Consider the following 12,239-nt stretch of genomic DNA (forward strand, 5'->3'; position numbering starts at 1 on the left):
AGTGCTGCTCTCTCATTCTCGTCATCACACTTCCACGACCCAATAGATAAAGATGACGTCCAATAGCCGTCGTAGCTTCCTCAAGACCGTTGCATCTTCAGCAGGCGCAGCCACCGCGTTGTCGGCGCTTCCGGACTCGATCAGGAAAGCGCTTGCCGTTCCGGCGTCATCGCCTTCCGGGACGATCCAGGACGTGCAGCACATCGTTGTGCTGATGCAGGAGAACCGCTCGTTCGATCACTACTTTGGCCATGTTCGCGGGGTACGTGGCTACAACGACCGCTTCCCGATTCCATTGCCCGGGGGTAAGCCCGTGTGGTTCCAACCGTCGAAGGAAAACGCGGCGCAGCCTGTACTGCCGTTCCGCCTGAACACCCAGACGACGAGCGCGCAATGCATCGGCGACCTCGACCACACGTGGTATCCCACGCAAGCCGCGTTCAACGGCGGTCGCTATGACCAGTGGCCGGTGAACAAGACGGACATGACGATGGGCTACTATTTGCGTCCCGACCTTCCATTTCATTACGCGCTTGTCGATGCTTTCACCGTGTGTGATGCATACTTCTCCTCCCTTCCGGGGCCGACCCATCCGAACCGCGCGTTCCTGATGTCGGGCACTATCGATCCGACTGGCATCAAGGGCGGACCGTATATCGACAACGACGATTTTGTCGACGGCTTCAAGCCGCCGCAACACCAGATGCTTTCCTGGACGACTTATCCTGAACGTCTCGAGGCCGCGGGCATTTCTTGGCAGGTCTATCAGCAGGGACTAAATGGGACCGATATCTACAACGGCAACTTCGGCATCAACGTCCTGCCGAACTTTTCGAACTTCAACAACGCAGCGCCGGGCTCAGCACTGCAACTTCGCGGGAATGCAGCACGCACGCTCATCGACTTGAAGGCTGATGTCCTCGCCGACAAGCTTCCGCAGGTGTCTTGGCTCATCCCGCCCGCCGCGTATTCGGAGCATCCCAACTACACGCCCGCTTACGGCGCGGAATATACATCGCAGATCCTTGATGCGCTGACCTCGAATGTGGAGGTGTGGAGCAAGACGGTCCTGTTTATCATGTACGACGAGAACGACGGCCTGTTCGACCACTTGGTGCCGCCCCAGCCACCGACATCGCGTGCGCAGGGGCTGTCGTCGGTGAGCACGGACGGCGAGATTCACGACGTCGTCAATCCGGCACGAGGCGGCAATTACACAGTCGACAACCTTCCCTATGGTCTCGGCGCGCGTGTGCCCATGACCGTCGTGTCGCCGTGGACCAAAGGTGGTTTTGTCTGCTCGCAGGTGTTCGATCACACCTCGGTGATCCGCTTCATGGAGACGCGCTTCGGAGTGATGGAGCCGAATATCTCGCCATGGCGACGGGCCGTGTGCGGCGACCTGACAGCCGCTTTCGATTTTCTGACGCCCGATTCACGCGTTCCGTCACTGCCTGACACCAGCAGTTACGTGAGTTCGGCGAATCATCAATGCTCGAGCCAGCCGCCACCCACGGTGCCGGCAACGCCGGGTGAGATTGATCCGCAAGAGGCTGGCGTCCGGTTTGCCCGCCCGCTGCCGTACGTGCTGCATGTGAACAGTCACGTGAATGCGGCACAGAACCAGCTGGTCGTAGGATTTGGCAATGCCGGTACGCAGGGAGCACACTTCCAGGTGTACTCGACCAACCGGACCGATGGTCCGTGGCGATACACCGTCGAGGCCGGCAAGCTGGTGGAGGAGACGTTCGATATTTCATCGACGAAGGGCCAATACTCGTTCATGGTGTACGGGCCGAACGGCTTCTTTCGCGAAATCAATGGCCGTGCTGCGCAGGGCACCGCGGCCGCGCCGGGCAGTGCGAGTCAGGTCGAGACAAAGGTGTTTTACGATGTCGCCAATGGCAACCTCTACATGGTCTGCACCAACGGCGGCTCAGCGCCTGCGAGCTTGACCGTTGCCGACAATGCTTACGGGGCGGCGTCGCGCGCCATCATGGTCCCGGCTGGCGCGTCGTCGGAAGGACTCTGGGTTCTGGCCGCGAGCCATCATTGGTACGATCTCAGCGTGACCGACAACAACGATTCCACGTTTTTACGGCGCCTGGCAGGGCATATCGAAGTCGGCAGAACCAGCATTACTGATCCGGCCGCGGTTGCCCCTGTGACGGCTCTGAAATGACGGAGATTGCGCACCGATGGTTCAATTTGGCACGCCCGTTGTAAAAGCGCTCACGCCGAATCATTGATTCTTCCGGCAACGCATCTGGGTGAGCGTCACCGAAGCCGCGGTTTGCGTCGAGAGCTGCTCAAGCTTGCCGTGCAGGTGCTCGCGGCAATAAATATCGAGGTAAGTTAGGCGTTGCATATTGCCGACGATTGCCACTCCCCGATCGCTGACGAGGCGGTCGACCAATCCTCGGCCGCTGAGCGCTTCGTTGTAGGCCACCGTGTACGGCGCAAGCGTAAATACGCCGAGCGCATAGAACCGATATGGCCTGTCTGCGGCTAACCTCTCGGTTACCGGATAAATGAATTCGAACGGAAACACCCCGCCCCAGATTACGACAGGTTCTCGCGGCAGTTCGGCTAACCCGGGTTCCAGGCTTTTAGTAATGGCTTCCGACACCCGGGAATCGGAGCACACCTGACTCAAATTCAATAGCGCGCTTCCGGCAAGTATCGCGAAACTGAGCACGTACCGCCATCGCTTGTTTTCTCTTGATGGAAGGGCGAACACGAGCAGCAGGCATAACATCGGAACATAGACGCGCGTCACCCCGGGGCGTCCCAGAAAACCCATGCAGAAGATCGCGATGAGGCACAGGCACCAGCTTGTCAGAAGGGGCCAGTCTGGTCTGATCAGTAACAACAGCAGCGCCGCTGCAAAAAGAACGGCGATCTCCGGCTGCCATAAGGCGGCCATGGCGACCTTGGCACCGGCAAGCGAACGCCCAATGGATGCACGTTCGCTCAGCTGGCCGACCATCTTATTGAGCGATTGGGGATTCGCGATTTTCGGGTCAACAAAAAACCATGTCGAGATCAGATCGACGTCGTTTGAACTGTATTCGTGATCCTCAAGAATGTGAGGCTGGAGCTTCATGCGCACCGCGGCGCCGTAATCCGTGAATGGTATCCGGGCCGGATTGAGTTCGTTGAAAGCTGACCAGTCATTGCTGCGATAAGCCTCGCGGTCGACGAACGATGCGGCCGATATCGCAATGAGGAAAGCGATGAGCGCCACCTGTGCCGGCATTCGCGGCAGGCGGCATTTCCATGGAAAAAGCGGCACGGCGATCGCGAAAATCAGGAGCGTCTCCTGATAGCGAACGAGGAAGCTGCAAAACGCGAGGGCATAGCCCGCGGTCAGTAAAGAAAGTCGCGCTTGCTGAATGTATCTTTGCCAACAAAGGACCGCAGCCAGGGCCAAGAGGCCGGCATTGATGGTGAATTGAGGAAAGAGCGTGGGACGTGTCAACACGAGAATCAGCGCAAAAAGGCTTGCTACAAACGTGAAGCGGTAGGCGAGGCAGTAAATGAGCGTAGCCCCCACCGTTACTAGCACGAGCATCGTGGCGATCGAGTAGCCCTGCACGCCATTGATTTCAGGAAGCAAGCGGACAAATCTGCCCCATAGGACATTCGAGAAAACCAGATTCGGTGACCCATGCGTCGCGATGCCGTAGCCATGGGCGATCATCGCCATGGCTACGTCGTCATTGGTCTCCCAGCGGGGCAGGAAGAAGTGCCAGAGAAGCAGAACGAACGATAGCCCTGTGGTAATCGCTATCGCCCACAGCCAGCCGGCCGGATGGCGGCGCAATGAAAATCGAGCGGCGATGAATTGATCGCTTTCAGTCCATGCAGTGGGGCTTGCCGGATCGTCTGAATGTCGTCGCATAGAGTTTTAGTCGATGTCGCAGATCAAAAAGGGGGGCGAAAGAGTAAGCGCACCCGGTTCTACTCGAGGCAGTCGGTCATTGGCAAGATCGGTTGAGGCATAAAACAAAGTGACGCTCGGATTTTTCCCTCATTCGCGGCGTGTCGAAGGGCGGGTGACACGATAGTCGTGCTTTGGTCCGCAAATTTAACTTGCTGACTGATTCCTATCGATGGCGAAGGTTGAGAGCGCGGCGATGTGGGTCGCACTCTTCATTGATATGACGATCGGCGTTCGCTCAACCATCATGCGCCGACAGAGGCACCCCAGCACCGGTTCCCAAGCAGTGGTCACTATGCGCCTCGCCTTAGATACCGCCGATAGCCGTCACCAGTCCTCATAAGATCGAAGTTGCTCGGTCGCCTGTCACCCTAGCAGACACCGCGCGATCCTCAGCGCAGAGTCACGCGGCACCATTGATAGATCAGAACCCCTTTACCGATCCCAGCCCGGTAGGGCACGCATGACCCTATATCAATAGCGAATCCATTGCGCTCGAAAACGGGTGCTACCTGTGCTGCTAGGGAGCGGTTTTCCGAGAAAATGTCTCTTTGGTCATCGGCTCGCAGACCTAGCGTGCATTTCGACGACGCATCGGGAGTGGACAGCACCGTCGCATGCAAGCGGAGATGCGCCACGAGCCAGCGAACTGTCCCGCAGCTTCGTTCGCTTTTCGTCAGGCCGATGCGGATGGCGATGGCATTCATGGACGCAATGTTGTCGACACGCCAGTTGTAGGTTCCGTTTACGAGGCCAAATACGGGGCCGCCGCGCTCCTTAGCCATATTACGAATTTGATCGCTGAACGCCGCGGTGCCTGGGAAGCTACTTTCGAGTTGCGTAAATGCGACGTCAGGCGGGAACTGCGTGACTAGCCATCCCCATGCTGTGCTGCCACTCACAATAATGGCCGTCGTGCGCGCGGGCTGCGCCAGAGGCGGCAATTGCGCATGATAGAGGGGATCTGACCACCCCTCGTGCCCCCACGTCTTGCTGCCGCCCGTCACGGCCACGGCAGTTGCGATACTGATCAGTCCGACCGCCAGGTACCGTGCAGCTCGGTCAGGCGCGAGGCGATACAGTAGGAGCATCAGTACCAACGGCGTCAATACCTCCACGGCAACTATGTAGCGGTAGATGCTGAACATCTTCATCCACAGAACGTAACCAATCACCACAAAGAGGATGACTAGACGTTGACGTGGATCCATGGGGCGACGACTGTTCCCAGCTAAACGGGATGCGGTTAGCGCCACTAGCCAAGACCAAAACGCCACGTACACGATTGGCCAGATGACTTGCCGAATCGCAGTCTCGCCCACCCGATGGGAGTTAGCAGTGAAGAGGAACGGCCAGAAGACGGTCTCCAGGAATCCGTGCGGCAACCACCTGACATCGCTGACAACGATCGCCCGAGTAAGAGGGTTATTAAAAATCGCCCCGAACTGGGGGTACAGCGGGTTGCCGTAGAGTTGCCACATATGCAGCATCCAGTACCCACCGGTCGCCGCGGTACCGAACAAGACACCGATGCCAAACACGAAGCTCAGCCGCAATCGGACTATAAAGCTGCCGGGATAGCTTAAGAGCGCAAAGCAAAGTGCGACTGCGTAGACAGCATTGGTAAGTTTTAAGCCTGTTCCTAAGCCGACGAGAAGACCGCTTCCGATCGCGACAGAAATAGCGCTGCGCGTGTGTTGACCAAGTGCCGCCCACTTCGAAACGACTAACAACAAGCCGCCGAGTATGAATAGCGCGGTGGTGTCGTCGCCCATCGAGTTGCCGAGACCGGATAAAAAATTGGCGGTCAGGCTTCCCGCCAGGGCGAGCAGAATCGGCACGCGGTAACGATCCTCATCCGGCAGCCCGGGAAGTACGTGACGGACTATGCCCGCGAGGAGGACAAACGTCATTCCGTGCAATGCACCCATCAAAAAGCCAACAAGGCGAGAAGGGAGGTAAGTGTTCAATCCATACAGGAAGACGTCTAGTAGCGGATTGAAGTACGACTGCATACCCGCCGGCGCAAGGTCAATGCCGAGCTTTCCGTGCAGCCATGCAAACGGGTTATAAAGGTGGTAGTTGTACAGATCCCAATTTGAGTCCGCACCGAGCCAAAGAGAGTAGATCCCGAAAAAAAACGGGACAATGAAGCACGCGCGAGTCAACGCACGCGACGAATTAAGGTCGACCCTTTGCAACCACCGGACGATTAGCGATCGAATCTCACAAGCGGCGTTTTTCATGGGAAGCTGGTTAGCGGGATTGCTTGAAGATCCAAAGCTTTGCGCTGAGGAAGTTGACCGTCATGCCTGCGAGGGAGCCGATCGCGACGGCATAGATGGGTAGCATGGCGGTCTTCGGGAGAGTGAGGATAGCAGCGCTGTATGTCGCGTAATTGACCAGGCCACCACCAAGCATGGCGAATAAATACTGCCACCATTCTTTCCATCGAGACCGATGCGCGCTCGGGGTAAAAGTGAATCGGCGATTGATATGCCATGTCACCCAAACAGCGGAAATGAAGGATGCACAACGGCCATAGAAATATCCCGCGCCAACTGCCAACGCCACGTAGAGAATTCCGGCGTCAACGGCAAAACCTACAGCCCCGGCGACCGCGAAGCGAATGAGTTCGCGCTTCACTCTCCACCTGCGCTGGACCGACTACTCGGTGCTGGATAGGAAAGGTAGGCGAGCCGTCTAATCTCGGCGCGAGCATGCGTCACGGCATCAAGGATGATTCCACACACTAGCAGGATGGTCGCGAACAGCATCAGGGAAGTGCATAGGATTGCGGTCGGCAAACGTGGGACCAAGCCAGTTTCCATGTAGGTAGTGAACAGAGGAATGGCAAGAGCGATCGCCGAGAGTGCGCAGGCAAGAAACCCGGTTGAGTAAAAAGCCAGCGGTCTCTCGGCGCGAAATAACTTTACAATCATCATCAAAATACGGAAGCCGTCTCGGTAAGTGTTCAGCTTGCTTACTGATCCTTCTGGACGGGACTTGTATTCGGTCGCTAGCTCTGCCACCGGCATGCTCAACTCAAGTGCGTGAACGGTGAGTTCCGTTTCGATTTCGAAGCTCTTCGAGTGGGCTGGAAACGATTTGACGTAGCGCCGGGAGAACACGCGATAACCCGATAGCATGTCCGTAAAGGTTCGGCCGAAAATCGAGCCGACGCATTGCGTAAGTGCGACGTTTCCGAGCCGGTGCCCGAGGCGATAGGCCTCTTGTTCCTCCGAGCGACGGGTAGCGACAACCATGTCGAGGCCGTTCGCCAGCAATTTCGAAACAAGTATCGGCGCGGCAGACGCGTCGTACGTGTCGTCGCCATCAACAAGGACATACACATCGGCATCGACGTCCGCAAACATGCGTCGGACGACGTTCCCTTTGCCGCGATCCGCGACTTGCACGACGACGGCGCCAACGCCGCGCGCCAGTTCCGCCGTCGCATCGGAGGAGTTATTATCGAAAACGTAAATGGACGCTCCGGGAAGAGCAGCCTGAAAATTGCGTACTACTGCTTCGACGGTCGCGGCTTCGTTGTAGCACGGGATCAGGACGGCAACGAGTAAAAAGTCGGGAGAGGACATCGACAAATGGGAAAAGGCCTGGGTTTAATTTCACCGCTCGCAAGGGAGGTTGCGGTAAGGAAAATGCGATTCACTCGCCGTTATTTTAGCTTGACATGACGGTCTTCAAGAAATTGCCGTGTGTTTTCTTGCCGCGATCGGCAAACATGCGGTAAATCTTGTTCATATGTCGGAAACCACTGCAATAATTGGTGGATCGGATTTTTCCAGAGGAAAGTGGGCGAGCCGCGTTTGGTATGGGTTATTCGTTTGCTTTGGATCTGCGTTATTTGGGCGTCGCTGCGATCCAATAGCTCATCGTTTCGCATTCTGCGAGTGGGCTTCCTCGCCTCGCTTAGCCTTGCGCGCCGAATTTGAAATTTTTTGGCCCGTAACAAATGGCAAGTGCGGTTGCCGAATTGCTCCTATTTGAGCAGAATTCCGCCTTTCCATTAGCGTTCAAATGCCCGCTACTGGCATGCGCGATAGACGTTGAACTATTCGAATGAATGTGATTTATAAAAACGAGGGCGCTATCGATCTGCCAGACCCACTTGATACCCTCAGTGTCTCCGTCGTTGTGTATCGCCCAGACTTGGACATGCTTGATCGCATGTTCGAGACACTGGCAGGCGCGCTTCACCAACTCGTACCCGCGCAGCGCACGCGTCTTTATCTCATCGATAACGGCGGCCCGGGCGAACTGATCGGAGTCCCGGAGGCGGCCTTGCTCCCTGAGTTCATGCTGGAAACGCTCGCGGGTCACGGCAATGTTGGTTATGGACGTGGCCATAACCTAGCGATTGAACGTGCGCAAAGCCGGTATCACCTTGTGCTGAACCCCGACATCGAACTTGACGAGGATGGGCTAGCCAAAGCACTGAGCTTTCTTGACGCTCGTCCCGACGCCGGGTTACTTACACCGTTTATCCACGACGAGAGCGGCGAGCAGCAATTCCTCTGCCGCCGTTTTCCCACCGTGCTTGACCTGTTTGCGCGTGGCTTTCTTCCATCAAGCCTGCGTCGACCGTTCGCGAAACGGCTCGCCCGCTACGAGATGCGCGATGTGATCGACGATCAGACGATCGTCTGGGATCCGCCCATCGTCAGTGGCTGCTTCATGTTGTTCCGCACTGACGTGCTCAAGCGTCTGCATGGTTTTGATCCACGCTATTTTCTTTACTTTGAAGACTATGACTTGAGTCTGCGCACGCACAAGATTGCGCGGGTCGCCTACGTGCCCGCCGTGCGCATTTTGCATCACGGCGGCGGGGCAGCGCGCAAAGGCGGGACCCACGTGAAGTTGTTCGTCACCTCCGCGTTCAAGTTCTTCAGGCGCTTCGGATGGAAGTGGTTATGAACGCACGGATCGCCATTACAGGGGCCAACGGCTTTGTCGGCCGGGCATTGAGCCGTCTGCTGATGAGCCAGGGATTCGAGGTCGTGGGCGTCGTACGGCAGGATGCCGTGTGCGTGCCTGGCGTCGTGACAAGAACCCTCGATTCGTTGAGCACGGCAACACTCGATGCCTTCGAGGGCTGCGCTGCTGTGATTCATCTCGCCGCGCGCGTTCACGTGATGCAGGACGATGCTGTCGATCCACTCGCCGTCTTTCGCGAAGTCAACGTCGTTGGAGCATTACAGGTCGCGCAAGCCGCGTTGAACGCAGGCGTACCGCGTTTCGTGTTCGTGAGCAGCATCAAGGCGCTGGCTGATAGCGACCGCGGCCATCCGCTCAAGGAAACCGACGAGCGCCATCCGTTGGATCCGTACGGGGTATCCAAAGCAGAGGCTGAAATCGCGTTGCAGGATTTCGGTAAGCGCACGGGTCTGGAGGTCGTTATCGTGCGGCCGCCACTAGTTTATGGGCCTTACGTGCGCGCTAACTTCCTGAGTCTGGTTAATGCCGTCGCGAAAGGGCTGCCTTTGCCGATCGGCGCGGTGCATGCGCACCGTAGCCTTTGCTTCATCGATAACCTCACCAGCGCCATAGCACTTTGTGCGACCGACCGACGCGCAGTAGGCGAAATGTTCCATGTTTCTGATGGCGACGATCCGAGCGTAGCTGAACTGGCCCGTGCGCTCGGCCGTCACCTCGGCCGGCGGGCGCGGCTCGTACCCATTCCGGTCGCGTTGCTGAGACTTGCCGGCAGTCTCTCGGGCAGGCTTCCGCAAGTGGAGCGCCTGACCGACAGCCTGCAAGTCGATTCGGCCCACATCCGCGCTGTGTTAGGCTGGACTCCGCCTGTAGCGCTCGATGCCGGTCTAGCTGCAACGGCGGCGTGGTATCGCTCGTCGACCAATCATCAAAGCCGCCGATGACCCTCTTTCTCGCTCAATCGCCTTGGCTTTCAGCCACCTGTGCCGCCGTTTGTGCGCTACTCATCTGCGCACTGATTCTTGCTCTGTTGCTCAAGACAGGCCTCGCTTGGCGTCTCGCAACCGATATCCCGAATGACCGTTCGCTGCACACACGTCCGACGCCGAGGGTCGGCGGCTGGGGTATTGTCCCCGTCGCAACCGTAGCAATCTTCCTGCTCACGCCTTCCATCTGGCTTGCAGCTGCTGGCACGGCTTTTCTTGCTGCGGTTTCACAGATCGATGATCGACATGGACTTCCGGCGCGGGTCCGATTTGGCGCGCACGTGCTCGCCGTGGCGCTGCTCATCGTAGTCAATCCTGCGCCCGCGCCTTGGTGGGCCTTGGTTGTGGTCGGTTTCTTGATGCTGTGGCTCGTGAATCTCTACAACTTCATGGACGGCGCGGACGGACTGGCGGGCGGCATGGCGCTGTTCGGCTTCGGCGGGTACGCGATCGCAGCGTTGAGCGGGCCGGTCCCGCAAATCGACCTGGGTGTGGCTAGCGCCGTGGTTGCGGGTGCGGCGGCCGGATTCTTGCTGTTTAATCTCCATCCAGCGCGAATTTTTCTCGGCGATGCGGGGTCAATTCCGCTGGGATTTTTAGCCGGCGCGCTTGGCTACTGGGGTTGGCTGAGAGGAGTGTGGCCAATTTGGTTTCCCGCACTCGTGTTTGCGCCGTTCATCGGGGATGCGTCTGTAACGCTTCTACGCAGGCTTCTGCGCGGCGATAAGTTTTGGGAAGCGCACCGCGAGCATTACTATCAGCGCATGGTGCGCTTTGGCATTGGTCATGCGCGTACTGCTCTAATCTGGTATTTCGGGATTGTGGTGGGCATAATGCTTGCTTTATGGGCGCTTGGATTATCTCCGCTTTTGCAATGGATGGTGGTTGCAGGTTGGGCAATCTTGCTAGTGGTAGCTGGAGCGTGCATCGACACGCGCTGGCGACTGCACCGATCCCAGCCGAGCATTTCGGAAAAACCTAAAGGTCCATGCAGATGAATCGATACAAAGCTCAATGGCTGTCGGCCGGCGCTTTTGCGTTCGACTTGTGTGCCGTCGCCGGAACCTGGCTGGCGGCATACTCGGTCCGCTTCAATGGCGCTATCCCTCACGACTTCTGGCACAGCGCGCTCAATGCTCTCATTTGGGTGCTGCCGGTCTACGCGGTGATGTTTCGCTTGTTCGGGCTGTATCGAGGCATGTGGGTGTTTGCCAGCTTGCCCGACCTCATCCGGATTTCGAAATCTGTCATAGCAGGTGCACTGGTAGTGATGGTGGGCGCGGTTATGTCGCAGCCAGAGCCGGTGATTCCGCGTTCAGTGCTGATCGTTGCGCCGTTGTTGCTGTTTCTCGTCATGGGCGGCGCGCGCGCAATATACCGCGCCGCCAAAGAGTTTTATCGCTACGGCGGCTTGATTGGCCAAGGCAAGCCGGTGATCGTGCTTGGCGCGGGTACGGCGGGCGCGAATCTCGTGCGCGAGTTGGCACGCTCGGGCGAATGGCGCTTGGTGGGTCTGCTTGATGACGATCCCGCCAAACGGGGTCGTGAGATCCTCGGCCACAAGGTCCTGGGATCGATCAGCGAGCTGCCGATGTGGGCGGAACAACTCAGGGCCGATACGGCGATCATCGCGATTCCGTCGGCTTCAGTAGATGCACAGCGGCGTGTGGCGACCATGTGCGTTCGCGCCGGCGTCAAGGCCATGGTGTTGCCCGCGCTCACGGTGCTCACGCAAGGCCAGGCATTCCTCTCGCGGGTTCGCCAGATCGACCTGGAAGACTTGCTTGGCCGCGAGCCGGTTAAGATCGACATGCCGCACGTCGAGGCGCTGCTGCACGGACGTGTGGTGATGGTCACGGGCGCCGGCGGCTCGATCGGGTCGGAGTTGTGCAGGCAGATCCTGCGCTTCTCGCCGGCGCAACTGGTGGCCTACGACTTGAGCGAATACGCGATGTATCTGCTCATCGAAGAATTGCATGAGCGGTTTCCGGATCTGTCGGTGATCCCGGTGATTGGCGATGCCAAGGATTCGCTATTGCTCGATCAGACCATGTCGCGCTTTGCCCCGCATATCGTGTTTCACGCGGCCGCGTACAAGCATGTGCCGTTGATGGAAGAGCAGAACGCGTGGGCGGCAGTGCGCAATAACGTGCTGGGCACGTTGCGCGTGGCGCGGGCGGCGATCCGTCATCAGGTCAGCCATTTCGTGCTGATCTCTACAGACAAAGCCGTCAATCCAACCAACGTGATGGGCGCGAGCAAGCGCCTGGCCGAGATGGCGTGTCAGGCGTTGCAGCAGACCGCGCCGCGCACGCAGTTCGAGACGGTGAGATTTGGCAACGTGCTGGGCAGCG

Annotated in this window: 8 protein-coding genes and 1 pseudogene; 5 read left to right on the forward strand and 4 right to left on the reverse strand. The window is 58.1% G+C overall.

The features are described from left to right. Positions 1 to 52: 52 nt before the first annotated feature. Positions 53 to 2,182 (forward strand): phosphocholine-specific phospholipase C, encoded by a 2,130-nt coding sequence (locus GSQ93_RS32150; protein ID WP_158939979.1) that lies wholly within the window; start codon positions 53 to 55, stop codon positions 2,180 to 2,182. 60 nt (positions 2,183 to 2,242) lie between these two features. On the opposite strand, the gene GSQ93_RS32155 is transcribed toward GSQ93_RS32150, so the two are convergent. The 4 genes from GSQ93_RS32155 to GSQ93_RS32170 form a co-directional block, all read right to left on the reverse strand. Continuing rightward, positions 2,243 to 3,904, reverse strand: coding sequence for a hypothetical protein (locus tag GSQ93_RS32155; RefSeq protein WP_158939980.1), 1,662 nt, complete (start codon positions 3,902 to 3,904; stop codon positions 2,243 to 2,245). 431 nt (positions 3,905 to 4,335) lie between these two features. After that, the gene (locus GSQ93_RS32160; RefSeq protein WP_158939981.1) at positions 4,336 to 6,189 is read right to left on the reverse strand and encodes a hypothetical protein; all 1,854 of its coding nucleotides are present in this window, start codon (positions 6,187 to 6,189) and stop codon (positions 4,336 to 4,338) included. 10 nt (positions 6,190 to 6,199) lie between these two features. Next, a complete protein-coding gene (locus tag GSQ93_RS32165; RefSeq protein ID WP_158939982.1) occupies positions 6,200 to 6,589 on the reverse strand; it encodes a GtrA family protein in 390 nt (129 codons plus the stop codon). After that, the gene (locus tag GSQ93_RS32170; RefSeq protein ID WP_158939983.1) at positions 6,586 to 7,542 is read right to left on the reverse strand and encodes a glycosyltransferase family 2 protein; all 957 of its coding nucleotides are present in this window, start codon (positions 7,540 to 7,542) and stop codon (positions 6,586 to 6,588) included. The genes GSQ93_RS32165 and GSQ93_RS32170 overlap by 4 nt, the downstream gene beginning before the upstream one ends. 484 nt (positions 7,543 to 8,026) lie before the next feature. Here GSQ93_RS32170 and GSQ93_RS32175 point away from each other — a divergent pair, with 484 nt between their 5' ends. The 4 genes and pseudogenes from GSQ93_RS32175 to GSQ93_RS32190 form a co-directional block, all read left to right on the forward strand. After that, on the forward strand, positions 8,027 to 8,881 hold the full coding sequence (locus tag GSQ93_RS32175; RefSeq protein WP_158939984.1) for a glycosyltransferase family 2 protein: 855 nt from the start codon (positions 8,027 to 8,029) through the stop codon (positions 8,879 to 8,881). Then, entirely contained in the window at positions 8,878 to 9,843 is a 966-nt protein-coding gene (locus GSQ93_RS32180) for an SDR family oxidoreductase (protein WP_158939985.1), read from the forward strand. Before GSQ93_RS32175 ends, GSQ93_RS32180 begins: the two co-directional genes overlap by 4 nt. Continuing rightward, positions 9,840 to 10,883, forward strand: coding sequence for a glycosyltransferase family 4 protein (locus GSQ93_RS32185; RefSeq protein WP_158939986.1), 1,044 nt, complete (start codon positions 9,840 to 9,842; stop codon positions 10,881 to 10,883). The genes GSQ93_RS32180 and GSQ93_RS32185 overlap by 4 nt, the downstream gene beginning before the upstream one ends. Before the next feature lie 47 nt (positions 10,884 to 10,930). Then, positions 10,931 to 12,239: pseudogene (locus tag GSQ93_RS32190) on the forward strand (polysaccharide biosynthesis protein); the annotation flags it as partial.

Source organism: Burkholderia sp. S171 (genome assembly GCF_009766085.1).
Lineage (GTDB): Bacteria > Pseudomonadota > Gammaproteobacteria > Burkholderiales > Burkholderiaceae > Caballeronia.

Excerpts from the sequence above, each read along its gene's own strand:
- GSQ93_RS32180 (WP_158939985.1), top strand. The coding sequence starts at position 8,878 with ATGAACGCACGGATCGCCATTACAGGGGCCAACGGCTTTGTCGGCCGG.
- GSQ93_RS32170 (WP_158939983.1), bottom strand. The coding sequence starts at position 7,542 with ATGTCCTCTCCCGACTTTTTACTCGTTGCCGTCCTGATCCCGTGCTAC.
- GSQ93_RS32155 (WP_158939980.1), bottom strand. The coding sequence starts at position 3,904 with ATGCGACGACATTCAGACGATCCGGCAAGCCCCACTGCATGGACTGAA.
- GSQ93_RS32175 (WP_158939984.1), top strand. The coding sequence starts at position 8,027 with ATGAATGTGATTTATAAAAACGAGGGCGCTATCGATCTGCCAGACCCA.
- GSQ93_RS32160 (WP_158939981.1), bottom strand. The coding sequence starts at position 6,189 with ATGAAAAACGCCGCTTGTGAGATTCGATCGCTAATCGTCCGGTGGTTG.
- GSQ93_RS32150 (WP_158939979.1), top strand. The coding sequence starts at position 53 with ATGACGTCCAATAGCCGTCGTAGCTTCCTCAAGACCGTTGCATCTTCA.
- GSQ93_RS32185 (WP_158939986.1), top strand. The coding sequence starts at position 9,840 with ATGACCCTCTTTCTCGCTCAATCGCCTTGGCTTTCAGCCACCTGTGCC.